Source organism: Actinomadura sp. NPDC048394, assembly GCF_040651755.1.
Lineage (GTDB): Bacteria > Actinomycetota > Actinomycetes > Streptosporangiales > Streptosporangiaceae > Spirillospora > Spirillospora montaniterrae.
Window position 1 is genome coordinate 38,967 of the sequence record NZ_JBEZJL010000030.1, and the last position, 19,941, is coordinate 58,907.

The 19,941-nt window shown below is 74.9% G+C and carries 21 protein-coding genes and 1 tRNA gene; 7 read left to right on the forward strand and 15 right to left on the reverse strand.

Going from position 1 to position 19,941, the window contains the following annotated elements; translation table 11 throughout:
- Nucleotides 1–7: 7 nt before the first annotated feature.
- The 8 genes from AB0C78_RS22795 to AB0C78_RS22830 form a co-directional block, all read right to left on the reverse strand.
- Complete coding sequence (locus AB0C78_RS22795) at nucleotides 8–1,024, reverse strand: hypothetical protein (protein WP_360750983.1); 1,017 nt, start codon at nucleotides 1,022–1,024, stop codon at nucleotides 8–10.
- A gap of 189 nt (nucleotides 1,025–1,213) precedes the next feature.
- Nucleotides 1,214–1,654 (reverse strand): HNH endonuclease, encoded by a 441-nt coding sequence (locus AB0C78_RS22800; RefSeq protein ID WP_151547333.1) that lies wholly within the window; start codon nucleotides 1,652–1,654, stop codon nucleotides 1,214–1,216.
- 24 nt (nucleotides 1,655–1,678) lie between these two features.
- Nucleotides 1,679–1,749: transfer RNA gene (locus tag AB0C78_RS22805), tRNA-Asn, on the reverse strand.
- Nucleotides 1,750–1,916: 167 nt separating this feature from the next.
- Nucleotides 1,917–2,900: a hypothetical protein gene (locus tag AB0C78_RS22810; RefSeq protein ID WP_360750985.1), complete on the reverse strand. Its 984-nt coding sequence runs from the start codon at nucleotides 2,898–2,900 to the stop codon at nucleotides 1,917–1,919.
- 163 nt (nucleotides 2,901–3,063) lie between these two features.
- Complete coding sequence (locus AB0C78_RS22815; protein WP_360750987.1) at nucleotides 3,064–4,044, reverse strand: GNAT family protein; 981 nt, start codon at nucleotides 4,042–4,044, stop codon at nucleotides 3,064–3,066.
- Nucleotides 4,045–4,122: 78 nt separating this feature from the next.
- Nucleotides 4,123–5,106, reverse strand: coding sequence for a methylmalonyl Co-A mutase-associated GTPase MeaB (gene meaB / locus AB0C78_RS22820; RefSeq protein WP_151542626.1), 984 nt, complete (start codon nucleotides 5,104–5,106; stop codon nucleotides 4,123–4,125).
- Nucleotides 5,103–7,316 carry a methylmalonyl-CoA mutase gene (gene scpA / locus AB0C78_RS22825; RefSeq protein WP_360750989.1) on the reverse strand — a complete coding sequence of 738 codons (2,214 nt, stop codon included), beginning with the start codon at nucleotides 7,314–7,316 and terminating at the stop codon, nucleotides 5,103–5,105. Before scpA ends, meaB begins: the two co-directional genes overlap by 4 nt.
- Nucleotides 7,313–9,136, reverse strand: a complete 1,824-nt coding sequence (locus AB0C78_RS22830) for a methylmalonyl-CoA mutase subunit beta (protein WP_360750991.1) — start codon at nucleotides 9,134–9,136, stop codon at nucleotides 7,313–7,315. Before AB0C78_RS22830 ends, scpA begins: the two co-directional genes overlap by 4 nt.
- Before the next feature lie 120 nt (nucleotides 9,137–9,256).
- Here AB0C78_RS22830 and AB0C78_RS22835 point away from each other — a divergent pair, with 120 nt between their 5' ends.
- From AB0C78_RS22835 to AB0C78_RS22845, 3 genes are all read left to right on the forward strand, one after another.
- Nucleotides 9,257–10,435: an acyl-CoA dehydrogenase family protein gene (locus AB0C78_RS22835; protein ID WP_360750993.1), complete on the forward strand. Its 1,179-nt coding sequence runs from the start codon at nucleotides 9,257–9,259 to the stop codon at nucleotides 10,433–10,435.
- Between the two features lie 155 nt (nucleotides 10,436–10,590).
- Nucleotides 10,591–10,800 (forward strand): HGxxPAAW family protein, encoded by a 210-nt coding sequence (locus tag AB0C78_RS22840; protein ID WP_151542630.1) that lies wholly within the window; start codon nucleotides 10,591–10,593, stop codon nucleotides 10,798–10,800.
- A gap of 2 nt (nucleotides 10,801–10,802) precedes the next feature.
- Nucleotides 10,803–10,985: a hypothetical protein gene (locus tag AB0C78_RS22845; protein ID WP_151542631.1), complete on the forward strand. Its 183-nt coding sequence runs from the start codon at nucleotides 10,803–10,805 to the stop codon at nucleotides 10,983–10,985.
- Nucleotides 10,986–11,019: 34 nt separating this feature from the next.
- Here the strand turns inward: AB0C78_RS22845 and AB0C78_RS22850 are convergent, their stop codons facing one another.
- Nucleotides 11,020–11,151, reverse strand: coding sequence for a hypothetical protein (locus AB0C78_RS22850; RefSeq protein ID WP_360750996.1), 132 nt, complete (start codon nucleotides 11,149–11,151; stop codon nucleotides 11,020–11,022).
- 203 nt (nucleotides 11,152–11,354) lie between these two features.
- Here AB0C78_RS22850 and AB0C78_RS22855 point away from each other — a divergent pair, with 203 nt between their 5' ends.
- Together AB0C78_RS22855 and AB0C78_RS22860 are read left to right on the forward strand one after the other, a co-directional pair.
- The gene (locus AB0C78_RS22855; protein ID WP_360750998.1) at nucleotides 11,355–12,437 is read left to right on the forward strand and encodes a glutamate--cysteine ligase; all 1,083 of its coding nucleotides are present in this window, start codon (nucleotides 11,355–11,357) and stop codon (nucleotides 12,435–12,437) included.
- A gap of 85 nt (nucleotides 12,438–12,522) precedes the next feature.
- Nucleotides 12,523–13,458, forward strand: coding sequence for a sensor histidine kinase (locus AB0C78_RS22860; RefSeq protein ID WP_360751000.1), 936 nt, complete (start codon nucleotides 12,523–12,525; stop codon nucleotides 13,456–13,458).
- Between the two features lie 70 nt (nucleotides 13,459–13,528).
- Here the strand turns inward: AB0C78_RS22860 and AB0C78_RS22865 are convergent, their stop codons facing one another.
- Nucleotides 13,529–14,470 carry a phosphotransferase gene (locus AB0C78_RS22865; protein ID WP_360751002.1) on the reverse strand — a complete coding sequence of 314 codons (942 nt, stop codon included), beginning with the start codon at nucleotides 14,468–14,470 and terminating at the stop codon, nucleotides 13,529–13,531.
- Nucleotides 14,418–15,380 carry a DMT family transporter gene (locus AB0C78_RS22870; protein ID WP_360751004.1) on the reverse strand — a complete coding sequence of 321 codons (963 nt, stop codon included), beginning with the start codon at nucleotides 15,378–15,380 and terminating at the stop codon, nucleotides 14,418–14,420. Before AB0C78_RS22870 ends, AB0C78_RS22865 begins: the two co-directional genes overlap by 53 nt.
- An 80-nt stretch (nucleotides 15,381–15,460) precedes the next feature.
- Here AB0C78_RS22870 and AB0C78_RS22875 point away from each other — a divergent pair, with 80 nt between their 5' ends.
- A complete protein-coding gene (locus AB0C78_RS22875) occupies nucleotides 15,461–16,375 on the forward strand; it encodes a LysR substrate-binding domain-containing protein (RefSeq protein WP_360751106.1) in 915 nt (304 codons plus the stop codon).
- A gap of 111 nt (nucleotides 16,376–16,486) precedes the next feature.
- Nucleotides 16,487–16,933 carry a hypothetical protein gene (locus tag AB0C78_RS22880; RefSeq protein WP_360751006.1) on the forward strand — a complete coding sequence of 149 codons (447 nt, stop codon included), beginning with the start codon at nucleotides 16,487–16,489 and terminating at the stop codon, nucleotides 16,931–16,933.
- Nucleotides 16,934–16,983: 50 nt separating this feature from the next.
- Here the strand turns inward: AB0C78_RS22880 and AB0C78_RS22885 are convergent, their stop codons facing one another.
- The 4 genes from AB0C78_RS22885 to AB0C78_RS22900 are packed head-to-tail and all read right to left on the reverse strand — an operon-like array spanning nucleotide 16,984 to nucleotide 19,752.
- Complete coding sequence (locus AB0C78_RS22885) at nucleotides 16,984–17,475, reverse strand: flavin reductase family protein (RefSeq protein WP_360751008.1); 492 nt, start codon at nucleotides 17,473–17,475, stop codon at nucleotides 16,984–16,986.
- A 34-nt stretch (nucleotides 17,476–17,509) separates the two neighbouring features.
- The gene (locus AB0C78_RS22890) at nucleotides 17,510–18,130 is read right to left on the reverse strand and encodes a hypothetical protein (RefSeq protein ID WP_360751010.1); all 621 of its coding nucleotides are present in this window, start codon (nucleotides 18,128–18,130) and stop codon (nucleotides 17,510–17,512) included.
- Nucleotides 18,131–18,132: 2 nt separating this feature from the next.
- Complete coding sequence (locus tag AB0C78_RS22895) at nucleotides 18,133–18,702, reverse strand: ABATE domain-containing protein (protein WP_360751012.1); 570 nt, start codon at nucleotides 18,700–18,702, stop codon at nucleotides 18,133–18,135.
- Nucleotides 18,703–18,726: 24 nt separating this feature from the next.
- Nucleotides 18,727–19,752, reverse strand: a complete 1,026-nt coding sequence (locus AB0C78_RS22900) for a helix-turn-helix domain-containing protein (RefSeq protein ID WP_360751014.1) — start codon at nucleotides 19,750–19,752, stop codon at nucleotides 18,727–18,729.
- Between the last annotated feature and the right edge of the window lie 189 nt (nucleotides 19,753–19,941).

Here is a 19,941-nt window from a genome sequence, read left to right on the forward strand (position 1 = left end):
GAGCGTGTCACAGCACGGACACGTGCACGTGGTCGTAGTGGTTCTGGGTGACGCTGCCGCGGTCCTCCATCTGGCGCCATCCGCCGCTGCCGCGCATGTCGTAGATGCGCTGCCGCCAGATCACGTACTTGATGCCGAGCCGGGACGCGTTGTCGATCACGTACTGGGCGACGCGGTCGCCGTGCGCCTGCGCCGACGCGCTCGGCATCTTCCCGCCGGTGCTCTCCATGAAGTCGCAGGCGGTGCCGGAGCCGTGGTCCTGCGGGTCGCCGGGGCGCGAGCAGCCGATGGTGGGGAACGGCCCGAACTTCCCGTCGATCTCCAGCAGGACCGTCCGCATCCGCGCGGTCATGGAGTTGCCGACGATCGGCGACTTGCTCCCGGAGACGCCGTCGGGCTTCCCGCCGCCCGCCGGGGCCTGCGGCACCTCGGGCTTGTACTTGGCGAGCAGCTTCTTGACCCGGGCGCGCTGGCCCTCCAGGTCGTCGATCTCCTTGCGCACCTCGTCCAGCTTCGCCTGGGCCGTGCGGTGCGACTGCGCGGCCCTGGCGTTCAGCTGTCCGAGGCTCTGGACGCGGCGGCCGTTGTCCTGGCTGATGTGCTCGACCACCGACGCGTCGCGCAGCGCGGACGTCGGATCCCCGGAGGTGACGAGCGGGATGACGTCGAGCCTGCCGGTCATATAGGTGGTGGAGGCGATGCGGGCGACGGACAGCCGGGCCGCGCCGTAGTCCCGGTCGGCCCGCGCGGCGTCGGAGCCCGCCCGCTCGGCGGCCTTCTTCGCCTCCTCAAGGGAGACGAGCTCTCCGCGGTACTGCTTGGAGAGGGTGTCCGCGCGCTTCTTGAGCTTCGCGTACTCCTTCTTGAGGTCCTTCGGCTCGGCGGGCACGCGGGCCGCGCCGCCGGCGGCCGGGGGGAGCGCCGCCGACATCCCGACCGCGAGGACGAGCACCGCGAGCCGCCGCGCCGCCCGGCGCCCGCCGGCCGGGCGCGCCGTCCTGCCGAAGGGACCGAAGGCCGCCACAGATCACTCCCGGATAACAGAGGGTCGGAGATTGGCGGGCACGCTACCACAATCACCACAAACCCTCCGACATTCGGGCAAGCACACTGCGTGATCCGGACGCTACGGACGACGCGAAAGAGGGCCGGACCGCCCGCGGGCGGTCCGGCCTCTCCCCCGTGCCGCCGGGAGGGGTCCGGCGGCTTCCCCTCAGGCCCCGACGAGGTCCTCCCAGCGCGGGACGCGCGGCTCCCAGCGCAGCCGCAGCCCGGCCTCGCGGAGCGTCCGGTCCCCTTTGCGGTTGTTGCAGCGGCCGCACGCGAGGACGGTGTTCTCCCAGGTGTTGCCGCCGCCGCGGGACTGCGGGTGGACGTGGTCGATCGTGTTGCCGCGCTGCCCGCAGTAGCCGCACCGGCCCCGATCGCGCAGGTAGACGCCGCGCTTGCTCCACGGCGGCCGGCGGCCGTGCCGCCAGCGCATCGCGACGTACCGGACGAGCCTCAGGACCCGCGGCACCGGGAAGCTGCCGATGGTCCGGCCCTCCTCCGCCTCCTCGACCACGGCCACCTCGCGGACCAGCATGCGGATGGCGTGCCGCAGGTCGACCTTTTGTAATGGCTCGTACGACGCGTTCAGGACGAGCACGTTCACCGGGTCACCTCCCACCCCGGGCCGCTGTCCCGCCAGGATTCGAACCTGGATATCCGCATTAACGGTGCGGCGTTCTGCCGTTGAACTACGAGACAATGTTCCGGAAATTCTCCGGTTTCCGGGCATTTCCCGGAAGCCTCCATCAGAATGCCGACGCACGCCCCGCAAAGGCAACGGTTTTTCCCACCCGCTTCAGGTCACCCGCCCGGCCCCTCCCGAGGTTTCACCGGCGCCGCCCCCTCCAGGGGATGCGCGGGGGGCGCTAGCAGGGCGGGTCCGGGGCGGGGCGGACGATCTTCGGCATCGCCTCCGCCGCCGCGCGCCACCACGGCTCCTCGGCGGGGCCGGCGTCCGGGGGCGACGCGCGAGAGACCGGGGCGGATGAACCAGAGGCACAGGGGCCGGGCCGCAGGCGGACGGGCGGGATCAGCTCGATGGCGGCGGGGCAGTCGGGGCAGTCGGTGCCGGTCCAGCCGAGACGGACGGTGGCGGCGCCGCGGTCGCCCGGAGCCCGGCTCGGCGGGCCGACGCCCCAGAAGCGCAGGACGTCGCCGGCGGACACGGCGCGTTCGCGGCGGGTGGTGCGGGTGCGGCCGCGGTGGCCCCGGCCGAGCCACGCGGACTGCTCGGCGACCAGCTGCCAGGTCAGGCCGCGGACGAGGTTGGCGGCCGTGAGCACGTCGCCGAACGCCACCCGCCGCGCGGCGACCTCCGGCAGGCCGAAGCGGTGCAGCCCGGCCGTGTCGATGCGGGCGCGGGCGCCGCCGTCCGGGTCCAGGGCGACGAAGACCGACACCCACGCGTGGCCGAGGGCGAACCTCTCCGGTTCGGCGGGCGGCGGCGAGCCGGGCAGGATCCGCCGGGAGTCCAGGTCGGCGACGGTACCGCCGACGGCGGCGGCGAGGGCGCGGGCGGCGAGCCGGGCGGCCCGCGCGGCCCGCGGCTGCCCGGCGGGCGGGCCCGCGGCGGTGACCGCGATGTGCCGGCGGGCGCCGACGACCGTCCCGAGCCGGCCGGGTGGCGCGGCGAGCCGGTGGAACCGGGTCTTCAGGTCGCCGGACGGGCGCGTGACGGGTTCGACGACGAGGCGGGCCGACGCCAGCATCGCGGCGGCCTCGCGCGCGAGGGCGCCGTCGCCGATGGCCTCGGGGAGGCGGCCGGGCCCGGGGAGCGTCCGCGCCTGGGTCGCCACCAGGAACCGCGTGGTCACCGACTCCGGGACCTCCAGCTCGAACCGCCCGCCCATGGGCCGCCTCCCCCGTTCGCGGGCACGGCCCCCTGCCGCGCCCGGGATTCAGCGTGGCCGCGGGCGCCGACGGGCGGAACAAGAACGGGATTCTGTGGATAAGGCGGGAGCGGGCGGCGGGCCGCCTCAGCGGGTTCGGCCCAGGGGGGACGGGAGGAGGAGCTCAGGGGAGGACGGAGACGGGGGCCTGGTACTCCAGGGACTCGCGCTCGACGCGGAAGCCCAGTTCCTCGTTGACCGCGAGCATGTGCTCGTTGTCGCCCAGGTTGTCGGTCTCGATCTCGCGGACCTCGGGGCGCTCGGCCGCGAGCCACTCCAGCATCGCGGCCTTCACCCAGATGCCGAGGCGGCGGCCGCGGTGCTCGGGGGCGACGGCGGTGTCGTACTGGGCGGCGCGCCCGGCGGCGTCGTGCGGGACGACGATCTCGGTGAAGCCCGCCACGACCGCGCCGGAGGCGTCGAGGGCGGCGACGGTGTAGAGGTCGTCGCCGCGCTTGGCGACGACCTCGGCGGTCTCGCGGACGCGGTGCGCGTCCCAGGGGGCGCCCTCGTACTCGGCGAGGTCGGCCATGGCGTGCTTGGCGTGCGCGAGGGCGGTGGCGTGCTCGTCGGGGACGACGCCCTGCCAGCGGATCAGCCGGTATCCGGCCGGGCCCGCCGCGACGAGCCGGGCGATCCGCTCCGGGGGGACCTCGTCCAGCCGCAGCACCATGCCGCGCAGCACCAGCACGCACTCGAATCCGTGCGACTCCAGGAACGGGACCGCCGGGGTGCCCGCGTGGACCTGCGCGATCACGCTGGTGCGGCGGTCGGCGCGCAGCCCCTCGGCGGCGGCGGCGAGCAGCCGGCGGCCGAGGCCGCGGCGGCGGTGCCCGGGCCGGACCTGGATGTCGATCTCGGCGGGACGGTCCGCGCCCGGCTCGCCCGGCAGCCGCAGCGCGGCGACGCCGGCCAGCCGCCCGCCGTCGGCGGCGGCCCACAGCCGCTGCCGCGAGCCCGGATCGCCGCCGAGGAGCCGCTCGGCCGTCTGCTCCGGTTCCGGCGCGGGCTCCCCCGCCGGGTCGGCGGCGTGCACGGCGCACAGCACGCCGTGCCACTCCCGGATCTGCGCGTCCGTCGGATCATCGAGCGCGATGACGTCCATCCGACTGTTGTACCTGATCCCCGTCCGCCGCGGCCGGGAGCCCGGGCAACCCGTGGTTCCGGACGCCCGGAAGCCCCCTCACCGTTCGCGCGAGAACGCCTCCAGGATGCGCTCGGCGGCGAGCGCCGGGGTCAGCGTCCCGTCCGCGACGCTCTTCTCCAGGCCGGGCGCGAGGTCGCGGACGGCGGGGTGGGCGTGCAGCTCGCCGAGCAGCCGGTCGCGGACCATCGCCCACGTCCAGCCGACCTGCTGGCGGCGGCGCCGCGCCTCCAGCTCGCCGGACTCGCGGAGCCGCTCCTGGTGCCCGACGATCTCGTCCCACACCGCGTCGAGGCCGGTGCCCTCGCGGGCGCTGCAGGTCAGGACGGGGGTGGCGCGGGCGCGCTCGTCGCTGCGCAGCAGCCGCAGCGCGCCCGACAGCTCGCGGGCGGCGCGCTTGGCCTCCATCGTGTGGTCGCCGTCGGCCTTGTTGACGGCGATGACGTCGGCCAGTTCCAGGACGCCCTTCTTGATGCCCTGGAGCTGGTCGCCGGTGCGGGCGAGGGTGAGGAACAGGAACGAGTCGACCATCTCGGCGACGGTCGTCTCGGACTGCCCGACCCCGACCGTCTCGACGAGGACGACGCCGTACCCGGCGGCCTCCATCACGACCATCGCCTCGCGGGTGGCCTTGGCGACGCCGCCGAGCGTCCCGGCCGTCGGGGACGGGCGGATGAAGGCGTCCGGGTCGGCGGCGAGGCGCTGCATGCGCGTCTTGTCGCCGAGGATGCTGCCGCCGGTGCGGGTGGAGGACGGGTCGACGGCCAGCACCGCGACCTTGTTCCCCTCGCCCGTCAGCTTCGTGCCGAGCGCGTCGATGAACGTGGACTTGCCGACGCCCGGCACCCCGGTGATCCCGACGCGGCGGGCGTTCCCGGTGTGCGGGGTCAGCTCGACCAGCAGCCGCTGCGCCAGCTCCCGGTGGTCGGGACGGGCCGACTCGACCAGCGTGATCGCCCGCGCGATCCACGCCCGCGACCCGTCCCGGACCCCGGAGACGTAGTCCTGGAGTTCCGGCCTCACGTCCCGGCGTGCCCCAGCTGCGCGGTCAGCTCGTCCAGCAGGCCGATCGCGGCGTCGGCGAGCACGGTGCCGGGCGGGAAGATCGCGGCGGCGCCGGCGGCGCGCAGCTCGTCGAAGTCCTGCGGCGGGATGACGCCGCCGACGACGATCATGATGTCGTCGCGGCCGAGCGCGGCCAGCTCCTCGCGCAGCGCGGGCACCAGCGTGAGGTGGCCGGCGGCGAGGGAGTTGACGCCGACGATGTGCACGTCGGCCTCGACCGCCTGCCGGGCGACCTCGCCCGGCGTCTGGAACAGCGGGCCCACGTCGACGTCGAAGCCGAGGTCGGCGAAGCCGGTCGCGATCACCTTCTGGCCGCGGTCGTGGCCGTCCTGGCCCATCTTCGCGACGAGGATGCGGGGCCGGCGGCCCTCCTCCTGCTCGAACGCGGCGGTCGCGGCGCGCGCCTTCTCGATGCTGCTCACCTTCCCCGCCTCTTCCCGGTACACCCCGGAGATCGTACGGATCTGCGCGGCGTGCCGCCCGTACGCCTTCTCCAGCGCGTCCGAGATCTCCCCGACGGTCGCCTTGGCGCGAGCGGCGTCGATGGCGAGGGCCAGCAGGTTGTGGCTCAGGTCGGACGGGCGGGTGCCGTTCTCGGCGGCCTCCGCCGCGGCGGTGATCGCGCCGAGCGCGGCCTGCGTCGCGGTCTCGTCGCGCTCCTCGCGCAGCCGCCGCAGCTTCTCGATCTGCTGCGCGCGGACGGCGGCGTTGTCGACCTTGAGGACCTCGATCCGCTCCTCGACGTCCGGCCGGTACTTGTTGACGCCGATGACGGGCTGACGGCCGGAGTCGATGCGGGCCTGGGTGCGGGCCGCCGCCTCCTCGATGCGCAGCTTCGGCAGGCCCTCGTCGATCGCCTTGGCCATGCCGCCGGCCTTCTCGACCTCGGTGATGTGCCCCCAGGCGCGGCGGGCGAGGTCGTAGGTGAGGCGCTCGACGTAGTTGCTGCCGCCCCACGGGTCGATCGTCCGGGTCGTCCCGGACTCCTGCTGGAGCAGCAGCTGGGTGTTGCGGGCGATGCGGGCGGAGAAGTCGGTCGGCAGCGCGAGCGCCTCGTCCAGCGCGTTGGTGTGCAGCGACTGGGTGTGGCCCTGCGTGGCGGCCATCGCCTCGACGCAGGTGCGGGCGACGTTGTTGAACACGTCCTGCGCGGTCAGCGACCAGCCGGACGTCTGCGAGTGCGTCCGCAGCGACAGCGACTTGGGGTTCTTCGGGTCGAACTGCTTCACCAGCTTCGCCCACAGCAGGCGGGCGGCGCGCAGCTTGGCGACCTCCATGAAGAAGTTCATGCCGATCGCCCAGAAGAACGACAGGCGCGGCGCGAACGCGTCGATGTCCAGCCCGGCCTCGCGGCCCGCGCGGATGTACTCGACGCCGTCGGCGAGGGTGTAGGCCAGCTCCAGGTCGGCGGTGGCCCCGGCCTCCTGGATGTGGTAGCCGGAGATCGAGATGGAGTTGTACTTCGGCATCCGCTGCGAGGTGTACGCGAAGATGTCGGAGATGATCCGCATCGACGGCGCCGGCGGGTAGATGTAGGTGTTGCGGACCATGAACTCCTTGAGGATGTCGTTCTGGATGGTCCCCGCGAGGCCCTCCGGCTTCACCCCCTGCTCCTCGGCCGCCGCGATGTACAGCGCCAGGACGGGCAGCACCGCGCCGTTCATGGTCATCGACACGCTCATCTTGTCCAGCGGGATGCCGTCGAAGAGCTGCCGCATGTCGTAGATCGAGTCGATCGCGACGCCCGCCATGCCGACGTCGCCGGCCACGCGCGGGTGGTCGGAGTCGTAGCCGCGGTGGGTGGCGAGGTCGAACGCGACGGACAGGCCCTTCTGCCCGGCGGCGAGGTTGCGCCGGTAGAAGGCGTTGGACTCCTCGGCGGTGGAGAACCCGGCGTACTGGCGGATCGTCCACGGCTGGGTGGCGTACATCGCCGGGTACGGGCCGCGCAGGTACGGGGCGATGCCCGGCAGGGTGCCGAGGAAGTCGAGCCCGGCGAGGTCGTCGCCGGTGTAGAGCGGCGGGACGCCGATGCCCTCCGGGGTGTCCCAGGTGTGGGCCTCGGGGTCCTTGCCGGTGGCGTCGGCGACGGCGGCGCGCCAGCGCTTGGCGGCCGCGTCGGCGGGGGGCGCCGTCCCGAGCTCGATCTCGGTGAAGTCGGGGATCATTCGTTCACTCCCAGATCGCGGAGGGTGGTCTGCAGCGCCTCGATCGCGTCGCATCCGGCGTGCACGCGGGCGTCGACCCCCTCGTAGGTTCCCTTACCCGCGAGCCAGACCTTCACAGCACCGGCGTCCTTCAGGACGCGCGCCGCTTCGGCGGCCTGCTCCTCGTACAGCCTGTCGCTGGAGCAGATGCAGGCGACGGTCGTGCCGGACGCCGCGAACTCCTCGGGCGCGCCCGTGACGGTCTCGATGCCGCCGGCCTGGAACAGGTTGGCGGCGAACGACGCGCGCGCCGTGTGGACGGCGATGGGGCCGAGCGTGGCGAGGAACACCTTCGGGCGGGCGCCGGTGGCCTCGGCGTGGGCGTCGGACCGGTCGCGGAGCGCCTCGAAGTCCTGCGCGTACGTCACGACGGGCAGCCCGCCGCCGGGACGCTCCGGAGCGGCGTCGCGCTCGGGCAGCTTCTCGGCGAGGTTCGGGAACTCGCTGACGCCGGTGAGCGGGGCCTTGCGGCGGGCCAGGTCCTTGCGGCGGCGCGCCCAGGTCGCGGCGATCCGGTCGGCGACCAGCCCGGACTCCAGGGCGGCGGCGAGGCCGCCGGCCTTCTCGATCTCGGTGAACCAGGCCCACGCGGCCTGCGCGAGGCCCTCGGTGAGGCTCTCGGCGTACCAGGAGCCGCCGGCCGGGTCGACGACGCGGGCGAGGCTCGACTCCTCCAGCAGCAGCGTCTGGGTGTTGCGGGCGATGCGGCGGGCGAAGCCGTCGGGCAGGCCGAGCCGCGCGTCGAACGGCTGGACGGTGACGGCGTCGGCGCCGCCGACCCCGGCGGCGAACGTCGCGACGGTGGTGCGCAGCATGTTCACCCACGGGTCGCGGCGCGTCATCATCGCCGACGAGGTGACGGCGTGGATCCGCGCGGACGTCCCCTCGGCGGCGCCGCTGACCTCGGCGATCCGGGCCCACAGCCGGCGCAGCGCGCGGAGCTTGGCGATCGAGGAGAACTGGTCGGCGTTGACGGCGACCCGGAACTCGATCTGCCCGAACGCCTCGTCCACGCTCAGCCCGGCGCCGGTGAGGGCGCGCAGGTAGGCGACGCCGGCGGCGGCCACGGCGCCGAGCTCCTCGGCGTCGCTGCCGCCCGCGTCGTGGTACGGGGTGCCGTCCGCGACGATCGCGCGCAGCCGCGGGAACTCCCGGACGCACCGGGCGGCCAGCGCCGCCGCGTCGTCCAGGGACCCGGCGGTGCCGGTGCGGGCCTGCAGGCCGAGGGGATCGGCGCCGAGGTTGCCCGACGCGTCCGGCTGGTTCCCGCGCTCGGTGACCAGGGCGAGGAACGCCTCGGCCGCCTCCGCCGCCCGCTCCCCCGCGTCCAGCACGACGGGCGCGAGGTCGAGCAGCACGCCGCGCAGGACCTCCGGCAGCGCGGCGACGGGCGTCCCGCCCTCGCCGAGCCGCAGCCAGACCGAGGTGGCGCCGTTCTCCAGGTCGGCGAGGACCGCCTCGCGCGTCACCGCCGGGTCCGGGTGGGCGTGCGGCTGCCGGACGTCCCAGCCGGCGAGGCCCTCGCCGTCCGGCCGCACCTCGCGGACGTAGGGGGCGAGGCCGGGGCGTCCCGGCGGGGCGTCGTCGCGCGTGTAGAGCGCGGCGATCGGCACTCCGTCGTAGGACTCGCGGGTCAGCAGGGACTCGATCTCGCCGAGAGGGGTCTCCTCGGTCGCCGCGCCGGACTTGCGCAGCACCCCCTTCACCATCTCCCGCCACCGGTCCCGCTCGGCCGGGGGGAAGGCGGCGGCCAGTTCGAGTTCTTCAGGCGGCACCGTCATGCCCTGGATGGTAAGCGCACGCCTACAACGCGTCCGAGACCGGGTCCCGGTCACCAGAACGGCCCGCCGGGCCGGGCCCGCCGCCGGTTAGCGGTCCGGGCTCGGGGAACAGGCCACCCCATGACGCTGGATCCGCTGCCGGGTGACCTCTACCACATGCAGGACCTGCTCGACGAGAGCGAGAAGGAGATCGTCGAGCGGGTGCGGAGCTTCCTGGAGTCGAAGGTCGCGCCGATCGCCAACGACTGCTGGGCGCGGGCCGAGTTCCCCTTCGACCTCGTCCCGCGGTACGGCGAGCTGGGCATCGCCGGGCTCGCCTACGACGAGTGCCCCGGGGAGCGGCCGAGCAGCCTGCTCGCGGGGTTCCTCGCGATGGACATGGCGCGCGTCGACCCGTCCATGGCCACGTTCTTCGGCGTCCACACCGGGCTGGCGATGGGCAGCATCGGCCGCTGCGGGTCGCCGGAGCAGCGCGAGCGGTGGCTGCCCGCGATGGGGCGGATGGAGAAGATCGGCGCGTTCGCGCTGACCGAGCCGGAGGGCGGCTCCGACGTCGCGATGGGGCTGCGCACCACCGCGCGGCGCGACGGCGGCTCCTGGGTGCTGAACGGCGCCAAGCGCTGGATCGGCAACGGCACGTTCGCCGACCTCGTCGTCGTGTGGGCCAGGGACGAGGCCGACGACCAGGTCAAGGGGTTCGTCGTCGGCAAGGACACGCCCGGCTTCACCGCGACCCGCATCGAGAACAAGATCGCGCTCCGCACGGTGCAGAACGCGGACCTGGCGTTCGAGGACTGCGTCGTCCCCGAGTCCGACCGGCTGGCGGGCGCGGCCGGCTTCCGGGACACCGCCGCGATCCTGCGCCGCACCCGCAGCGGCGTCGCCTGGCAGGCGGTCGGGGTGATGCTCGCCGCGTACGAGATCGCCCGCGACTACGCGGTGCGGCGCGAGCAGTTCGGGCGGCCGATCGCCAAGTTCCAGCTCGTCCAGGACCTGCTGGTCAGGATGCTCGGGAACGCGACGGCCTCGCTCGGCATGGTGGTGCGGCTGGCGCAGCTGCAGGACGAGGGCCTCTACCGCGACGAGCACTCGGCGCTCGCCAAGGCGTACTGCACCAGCCGGATGCGCGAGGCGGTCGGCTGGGGGCGCGAGCTGATGGCGGGCAACGGGATCGTCCTCGACTACGACATCGGGCGGTTCGTCGCCGACGCCGAGGCGCTCTACTCCTACGAGGGCACCCGGGAGATCAACACGCTGATCGTCGGCCGCGCCGCGACCGGGCAGGGCGCGTTCGTCTGACCGCGCGCGGCGGTGCCCGCCCGCGGGTCCGGGCGGCGCGCCGCGCGGGCGCCCCGCTGCGGCCGCGCGGGCGGGGCGTTGCTAGAGTTCGGCGTCGAGGACCCGATCACGACGGGTCCCCGTCCCCCACCGAACGCGGAAAGAGAAGACTGCGCATGTCGACTGGCAGCCACGCCGGACGCCCGAAGTCCTGGATCGCCGTGGCCATCATCTTCGTCGGTTTCGTCATCGGCGGCGTGGGCATCGTCATGGGCCCCGACTGGATCGTGTTCGGCGCGGGCGCCGCGGTCGCCGTGATCGGCGGGATCATCGCCCTCGCGGTCGACATCATGACCGACGTCGTCGTCGACGACCCGCGGCAGTAGCCGTGTTCGGGCGGCCGCCCATCGAGGAGCGGATCGCGGCCCGCCAGCGCGAGCGCGGGCCGCTGAAGCCCGGGACCGTCTTCCCGCACGGCCCCGCGAAGATGCTGTTCTTCTTCGGCATCGGCGTGGTCGTGGTCACGCACGTCATCGCCCTGTCGATGTACTTCGTCGACAAGGGCCCCTGAAGCCTCCCGTGACCGGTCCGGCGCGCCGGGCCGGTCAGCGGCGGTCCCTGTCCAGGCCGTTGTGCGGGCCCTTCCTCCCGCCGCCGAAATAGAACAGGCCGACGAGCACCAGGGCCACGATCGCCAGCACCAGCAGGAGCACGCCGATCGAGGTCGAGCCGGTCATCCGGACCACCTTCCTTCGTCGCTTCGCGGCGTCTCTCCTCCAACGCTGCCCGCTGAGCGGCGGGTCAAAAGAGGGTCAAGGAGATCCCGCTCCCCCGGCGCGGCCACCTCCGGCGGGTGCGAAGCGGGCCGCGAGAACGTACCGTCGAAGTGACGCGGCCGCCTGCGAGCCCCCGACCCCGAGGTGGTGGGATGGCCCTGCGAATGGGAATCGAGGAAGAGTACTTCGTCGTCGATCCCGGTTCCCGGGAGGTCGTCCCCCGTGCCGCCGCCGTGGTGCGGCGCGCGGAGCGGGCGCTCGGCGAGCGCGCCTCCACCGAGCTGGTCGACTTCCTGGCCGAGGCGAAGACCCCGCCCTGCGACGACCTGGACAAGCTGGAGGAGCAGGTCGGGTCGATGCGCGCCGCGATGGCGGGCGCCGCGGCCGCCGAGGGCGTGCGGCTCGCCGCGACCGGCACGCCCGTGCTCGGCGACCTCGTGCCCGCCCCGATCGGCGCGGGCGCCCGCTACGCCGAGAGCCTCGCGGTCTACCGGGCGCTGGACGACGAGCAGAGCATCTGCTCCTGCCACGTCCACGTCGAGATGCCCGACCGGGAGCGGGCCGTCGCGGTCAGCAACCACCTGCGGCCCTGGCTGCCGACGCTGCTGGCGCTCGCGGCGAACTCGCCGTACTGGGCGGGCCGCGACACCGGGCACGCCTGCTGGCGGGTCATGGCGTGGGCGCGCTGGCCGGTGGCGGGGCCGCCGCCGTACTTCGAGTCGTACGGGCACTACGAGGAGCTGGTCGGCACGCTGCTGGGGTGCGGCGCGCTGATGGACACCGGGACGATCTTCTGGGACGTCCGGCCGTCGGCGCGGCTGCCCACCGTCGAGGTGCGGCTCGGCGACGTGGCGCCGACCGCGGCGGACGCGTCGGTGTTCGCGGCGCTGATCCGCGCGCTGGTGGAGATGTCGGTGCGGGCCGTGGAGGCCGGGGAGCCCGCGCCCGATCCGCCGCAGGAGATGCTGCGGGCGGCGTACTGGCTGGCGGCCCGCGACGGCCTGTCGGGCGGCGGCCTCGACGTGTGCACGGGCCGTCCGGCGACGTTCCGGGAGCTGGCCGGGGACCTGCTCGCGCACGTCCTGCCCGCGCTGCGCGACAGCGGCGACCTGGACCGGGTCGCGGCCGGTGTGCGGCGGCTGATGACCGGCGGGACGGGCGCCGAGCGGCAGCGCGCCGCGTACCGCCGGAGGGGCCGGCTCACCGATGTGGTGGACGCCGCTCTCCTCCGCACCCGCGCTCTATGACATGATTCACCCGTTTTCACCTGCTCGTTCGCGGGTAGTCGTTCGAGTGAACGGCGTTCACTGAGGGCTTGGGGGCCACGAGGGCATGGATCCGGACGACGCGACACCGGGGGATCCGTTCGTCCATCCCGCCCTCTTCTACCGGGGCGACGAGGAGTACCTCGCCGGCACCGTCCCGTTCCTGCGCGCCGGCCTCGACGGCGGCGAGCCGGTGGCCGTCGCGGTCCCCGGACCCCGGCTCGGCGTGCTGCGCGAGGCGCTCGGCGACGCCGCCGGGGACGTCCGGTGGCTGGACATGACCGAGGCGGGCCGCAACCCCGGCCGGATCATCCCCGGGGTGCTGCGCGAGTTCGCCGACCGGCATCCCGCCGGGCGCGTGCGGATCATCGGCGAGCCGATCTGGCCCGGCCGGACCGACACCGAGTACCCCGCGTGCGCCCAGCACGAGGCGCTGATCAACCTGGCGTTCGCCGGACGCGAGGTGTCGATCCTGTGCCCCTACGACGTGGCGGGCCTGGACGCCGTCGTGATCTCCGACGCCCGCGCCACCCACCCCGTCCTCATCGACCGGGACGGCGAGCGCGCCAGCGGCGACTACGCGCCCGGCCGCGTCATCAGCTCCTACAACCGGCCGCTGCCCGAGCCGTCCGGCGCCGCGCGGATGAGCTTCGACCTGGACGCGCTGCCCCGCGTCCGCGAGTTCACCTGCCGGTGGGCGCTGCACCTCGGCCTCGACCCGGAGCCGGCGGGCGCCCTGGAGGTGGCCGTACACGAGCTGGCCGCCAACTCCTGCCTGCACGGCGGCGGGAAGGGGACGGCGCGGATCTGGTCCGAGGACGGCCAGGTCGTCTGCGAGGTCAGCGACGCCGGGACCATCACCGACCCGCTCGCGGGGCGGCGCCCGGCGGCGATGAGCCCGCTCGGCGGCCGCGGGATCCTGCTGGTCAACCACCTCGCGGACCTCGTCCGCATGCACACCGGGCCCGGCGGCACCACGGTCCGCGTGTACATGCGGGTCTGAGGCACGGTCGGCCCGCCGCGCCCGCTCAGCCCGCGACGGCTCAGCCCGCGACGGCTCGGCCCGCGCCCGCTCAGCCCGCGACGGCTCGGCCCATGCCGGCGAGCGCCTCGGCGAGCAGCACCCCGCGCCCGGTGGAGGCGGCCCATTCGGCGAGCGTCGCGCTGAGGTTCAGCGCGAGCACCCGCGCGGCGGCCTCCCGCTCCGGCGGGACGGGCCCGTACACCGCCAGGAGCGCGGCGCGGGCTAGGCCGGCGAACCCGGCGTAGGCGATCGACAGGTCCACGGCCGGATCCGCGAGGCACACGTCGCCCCAGTCGATCACCCCGGCGGCCCGTCCGTCCGGGGCGAGCAGCAGGTGCCGGACGTGCAGGTCCCCGTGGACGATCACCGCTTCGCCGTCCGGCGCGTCCCGGTGCCGCGCGTCCGCGAGGAGGTCCGTCACGGCGGCGTCGCGTTCCCAGACGCCGAGGCGGACCAGCGCGTCCAGCCGGGGGAACGTCCGCTGGGCGCGGACGGCGGGGTCCGCCCGCTTCATCGGGTCGTGCGGCAGCCCGTTTCCCGCCTGCGCGGCGAGCGACGGGGCGTGCAGCGCGCGCAGGAAGGCGCCCACCTGTTCCGCGAGGGCCGTCCGGTCCTCGTCCGCGGGCCTGACCTCGGCGAGTTCGCGGCCGGGAATGATCCGCGCGCCCCAGAACGGCCAGGGGAAATCGTCGGACGGCCTCGCGGTGAACCGCGGCACGGGGATCGGCAGCGGCAGGCTCGGGGCGATCGCGGGGAGCACCGCGATCTCGCGCTCGACGCCGGGGACGGCGATGCGCCTGCGGGGGAAGCGGAACGCCCACTGGCCGCCGACCAGGAAGACCGTGTTGTCCCATCCGATCGCGAGCGCCTCCACCGGGGCGCCCGCGAGCACGGGGAACCGGCCGCCGATCAGCGCGGCCGCCGCCTCCGCCGTCACCTCATGTTCGGGCTCCCATTCGGGAGCGGGCGGGCGGCGCGGTGGAGTCGTCACGCCGATGAACCGTACCGGGCGGCGCCGGCGGCCGCGCGCCGTCGGGGCGCTCGGCGCGGGGACGTCCGGCCAGCCGGACCGCCGCGAGGACGAGCACGCAGCCCGCGATCTGCGAGAAGCCGGGGCGCTCGCCGAGGACCGCGGCGCCGAACACGACCGCCAGGACCGGCTGCAGGAGCAGCAGCGTCCCGCCCTCCTCGGCGCGCAGCCTCGGCAGCGCGGCGCCGATGAGCATCCAGCCGCACACCTGGCCCGTCATGGCCAGGGCGGCGAGCCAGCCCAGCGCGGCCCAGCCGGGCGCCGGGTCGACGCCCTGCCACGGCGCGCCGATCACGACCGCCATGGCGCCGGCGCCGCACGTCGACAGCAGGACGGGCTGCGCCCGGTGCCGCTGCCCGCGTCCGGCGACGCGCGTGAGGAACAGGTAGCCCGCGTAGGCGGCGCCTGCGCCCACGCCGAACGCGATCCCCGCCGCCGGGTCCGTGCCCGTCCCGTGCTCGGCGACCCCGCCGGCGAGCGCGACGCCGCCGAGCATCACCGGGACGGCGAACGCGAACGGCCGCGACGGGCGCTCGCCGAACACCGCGAGCGCCAGCAGCGGCACGACCACGACCTGCACGTTCACCAGGACGGTCGCGATCCCGGCGCCGACCCGGTCGATGGACGCGCCCCACAGCACCAGGTCGGCGCCCAGCAGCAGGCCCGCCGCCACGTCGACCGCGGCGCGGCGCCGCGGCCCGGTCCGCCGCCGCTCCCACAGCGCGAGCGGCGCCAGCACCGGCAGCGCGAGCGCGCAGCGGAAGAACGCGGCCGTCCCCGACGAGACGCCGGACAGCCGGAACAGGATCGCCGAGACGGAGATGAACGCGGCCCCGGCGATCGCGAGCAGACGCGGGTCGATCCTTCGCACCCCTCCACGCTGCCGCGCCGCGATCCATTAGCACAAGCGAATGTTCTTAAGCGGAAATCGGTAGGATCGCTACCGTGACGATGCACCTGGAACGGCTCCGCGCGCTGCACGCGGTCGCGGTGCACGGATCGATCGCGGCGGCGGCCGAGGCGCTGCACGTGACGCCGTCCGGCGTCTCGCAGCAGCTGGCCAAGCTCGAACGCGAGACCGGCCACGCGCTGCTCGAACCGCAGGGGCGCGGGGTGCGCCTCACCCGCGCCGGGCACGTCCTCGCCGGGCACGCCGCACGGGTGCTCGCGCAGCTGTCGGCGGCCGCCGCCGAGCTGGACGGGCTGCGCGAGGACGTGACCGGGCCGGTGCGGCTCGGCGCGTTCGTCACCGCCGCCCGGTCGGTGCTGCCGCCCGCGCTCGCCGCGCTGCGCGAGCGGCACCCCGGCCTGTCCCCCACCCTCCAGGAGGGCGAGGCGGAGAACGTGCTGCCCGCCCTCGCGCGCGGCGACGTCGACGTCGCGATGGTGGAGAGCTGGGACACGCTCCCGACCCCGTTCCCCGCGTCGGTGTCGAACGTCCTGCTGTCCTCGGACGTCATCGACCTGGCGCTCCCGGCCGCGCATCCGCTCGCCCGGCGGCGCACCGTCGACCTGCACGAGCTGCGCGGCCTGCGGTGGGCGGGCTGGACGGCCGGCGGGACCTGCGAGAAGCAGCTCGTCCAGACGCTGCGCGAGCACAACGTCGAGCCCGAGATCGCCTGCAGCGTCGCCGACTACCCCACCCAGCTGGCGTTCGTCGCCGCCGGGCTCGCGGCGGCGCTGATCCCGCGGCTCGGCCGCGACCCCGTGCCCGCCGGCGTCCGGATGCTCGCCACCCGCCCCGTCGTGCGCCGCAAGATCTACGTGGCGTGGCGGACGGAGGCCGCGGGCCCGGCCGTCGACGCGTGCGTCGAGGCGCTGCGGGCCGCCGCCGAGCACTTCATGGAGGACCGCCTGGCGTCCTGAGCGGCGCAGGGCGGCGAGCCGTGGCCGAGACTTGACCGTGCCTTCAGGTGTAGCGGGCACCCGGCGGGAATGATCCCTGCGCCCGGAATCTCCCGATCGTTATGGGGAACGATGCGTTTTCTTGCTCGCGCGCACCAGATGCCCGTCCGGCTGGTCGTGGGCGCGTTCGTCCTGAACTCGGGCCTGTCGAAGCTCAAGGGCGACGAGGGGACGGCCGAGTACATCCACGGCACCGCCAAGACCGCCTACCCGTTCCTGGAGTCGCAGGACAAGGCCGAGTTCACCCGCAACCTCGGCGCCGCCGAGGTCGCGCTCGGCACCGCGCTGGTCACCCCGCTGGTGCCGACGGTGCTGGCGGGCGCGGCGCTGACCGCGTTCGCGGGCGGGCTGGCCGGCCTCTACCTGCGGCTTCCCGGCATGCGCGAGGGGCTGCGGCCCACCCAGCAGGGCATCCCGCTCGCCAAGGACTCCTGGCTGATCGGGATCGGCGCCACGCTGGTGCTCGAGGAGCTGAGCCGGGCGCGCGAGGAGCGCCGCGGCCGCCGGCGCCGCCACTGACGGGCGGGCGCGCCCGGGCGGCAGGGAGGCCGAACCGGCTCCGGCTCAGGTCAGCCCGCCTGATGGCCCGGTTGCAGGTCCGGCAAGGAGCGGAAGGTGAGCGGCGCGGCCTCGCCGTCCCCCGCCACCTCGATCGGGTCCAGAAGGAAACCGGTGTGGTCTCCGAGGTCGACGCGCTCCAGGACGCGTCCGACCAGGTGGCGGCGGGCCGCGGAGAGCAGCGGCACGCCTGCGGGCCCGGGACGCCAGGAGCACCGGGCGAACTTGTCGACGTCGTCGCCGGTCCGCGCGCCGAACAAGGCGGCCAGTTCCTGCTGGTCCTCGTCCTGCCCGAGGACGTGCACGGCGAGGACCGTCGCCGCCGTGGCCGTCCTGTAGGTGCGGTTGCGCCGGGACAGGCACACCAGGAACCTGAACGGGTCGATGCTCGTCTGCGTGGCGAAGCCGACCAGGCACCCGGCCCGCTCCCCCGTGCCCGGATCGGCCGCCGTCACCACGAACATCGGGTAATCGAACCCGGCGACGAACTCATCGGTGTCCACCCCGGCAGCCTATGCGGCCACGGCGGGCGGCCCCTCAGGCGCGGGAGTACAGGTAGGCGGCGGCGAGGGTCCGCCACGGGGCCCAGGGACGGGCGCGGTCGTCGGCGGACCGCACCGAGGGGACGCCGCCGAGGGCCCACTCGCGGGCCATCGCCTTGCGGATCTGCAGGTCCGCCGACGGCATCACGTCGGCGCGCCGGAAGGCGAGGACGAGGACGCCGTCGGCGGTGAAGCGGCCGATGCCCTTGATGCGGGTGAGCTCGGCGTGCGCCTCCTCGTCGCGCATGCGGGCCAGCCGCTCCGGGCTCAGCGCGCCCCGGACGATGCGCCCGGCCGCCTCGGTGAGCGTGCGGATCTTGGCCTGGGAGTAGCCGGCCTCCGCCAGCGCGCGGGGCGGGGTGTCGAGGAACTCCTCGGGGCCCGGCGTCCTGCCGCCGTACCGGTCGCGGAGCCGCCCGATGATCGCGAGGGCCGCGGCGTTGGAGATGTGCTGGTCGGTGACCTGCCGGAGCAGCGCCGTCCACAGGTCCGCGCCCCAACCGTCGAACACCTCGGCCGGGTCGAGCCCGGGATCGCGCGCCACCAGGCGGCGCAGGACGGGGTCGCGGGCGCCGAGCAGCGCGCGGCCCTCGTCCCAGTCGCGGTCAGCGGGCACGGTCACCCCGCGGCGCGGCGACGGCGGCGGTGCTCGCGGACGCGGTGGCGGACGCCGCAGATCTCGGCGGCGCACCAGACGCGCCGGCCGGTCGGGTCCAGGAACAGCATCCCGCAGTCGCGGGCGGGGCAGGCGCCCAGCATCCCGGCCTCGGGGCCGGTGAGGTGCTGGGCCGCCTGGCGGGCGACGCGGCCGAGCGCCGCCCGGGTGGTCGCCGGCGGACGGGTCCGCGGTCCGGACGGCCCGTCGCGCAGTTCGAGGGGCTCGTCGGCGCGGAGGTGCTCGTTGACGCGGGCGACGTCGCCGGGCGGCCAGGCGTTCCCCCGCAGGGCGGCGAGCGCCAGGCCGCGCAGGGACTCGCGCAGCTCGCGCGCCCGGACGAGGTCGTCCTCATCCGGCGCGCGCTCCGGGAGGAGGCCTTCGGCGTCCAGCCACTCGCGGAGCCGCGCCGTGTCGCGGAGGCGTTCCACCGGCGTCTCGCCGTAGGCGTCGCCGACGGTGGCGACGAGGTCGAGCCACGTCGCCCCGGTGTCGAAGCGCAGCCGTTGGATGCGCGTGCCCGCGGGCGCCACCGTCCCATGATACGCCTTGACGTGTTACGTGCCATGCCCGATCCATCCCCGCCGCTCGGCGAGCACGCCGCCCTGGAAGCGGCTGGTGGCGTCCATCATCCGCAGGAGCTCGGAGACCCGGCGCCGTACCGTGCGGACCGAGATGCCCAGGCGCCGCGCCACGAGCTCGTCCTTGGCCCCTTCGCCCAGCAGCGTGAGCATGGCGCGGTCCGTGGCGGCGAGCCGGAGCGGATCCCCGTCCGGACGCTCCTGGTCCCCGTCCAGGAGGTGGTCGATGCCGCTCGCCTGCGACCAGCAGGCCTGGAAGAGCGCGTCGAGCGCCTCGACCAGCCCGCGGCCCCGGACGATCAGGGTCGCGTGGCCGCTCGGGCCGGTGCCTCCCTCGGTGAGGACGACCGCCTGCCGGTCCAGGAGCAGCAGGTCGACGGGCGGTTCCGGCAGCATCCGGACCTGGCCGCCCTCGTTCAGCCGGGGCCGCACCGTGTCGCGCAGCCGGTCGTCGGTGAAGAAGCCGCTGGGATAGACCAGGCGGAGCCGGACCCCGCGGCGCAGGGCGGCGAGCTCCGCCGGCTCGTGGTCGAGGTGCGTCCGGCCCGGCGCGCCCGGGCCGCCGGCCGGGGTGATCCTCGCGACCTCCCGGCGGGCCGCGCCGAGCAGCTCGGTGACCTGCAGCCGGGCGGCCTCCGGGTCGCCGATCCGGTCCACGGTGGGGGCGAGCCCGACCGAGCCGAGCACGGGATGGCGTTCCAGGAGCCCCGCCAGCTCGCCGTAGAGCGCGGTGATGCTGCTGCGCTTGCGCGCGTACTCGGCGTCCACCTGGGCGCGCAGCCGGTCGGCGGCGACCATCGGGCCGTTCGGCGTCGGGCGCAGTTTGCCGACCTGCTCGGTGCAGACGAGTCCGGCGCGGATGAGCCGCGCGATGCTGTCGCCGACCTGGCGGGAAGGAAGCCCGAGCGCCTTCGCGATCTGTTCCGCCGTGCAATCGAAACGGTGGACGATGTGCCCGTAGACGATATTGTCCGCTTCCTCCAGACCGAGCATATCCAGCATGTGAGAGAACACCCCTGGTCGCGAAGTCCGGCCCGCGCTCCCCTGGCCGGGCACCCAGGTCTTCGTAGCACCCGAGAGGAGAGATAAACGCACGAGACCCGGGCGCCCGGAGTATTCCCACGTAATCGAGGGGGTTTTCGAACCTCGAAATAGCGGACCAGCGAACGTCCCTCCTAAACGGCCGCTCTG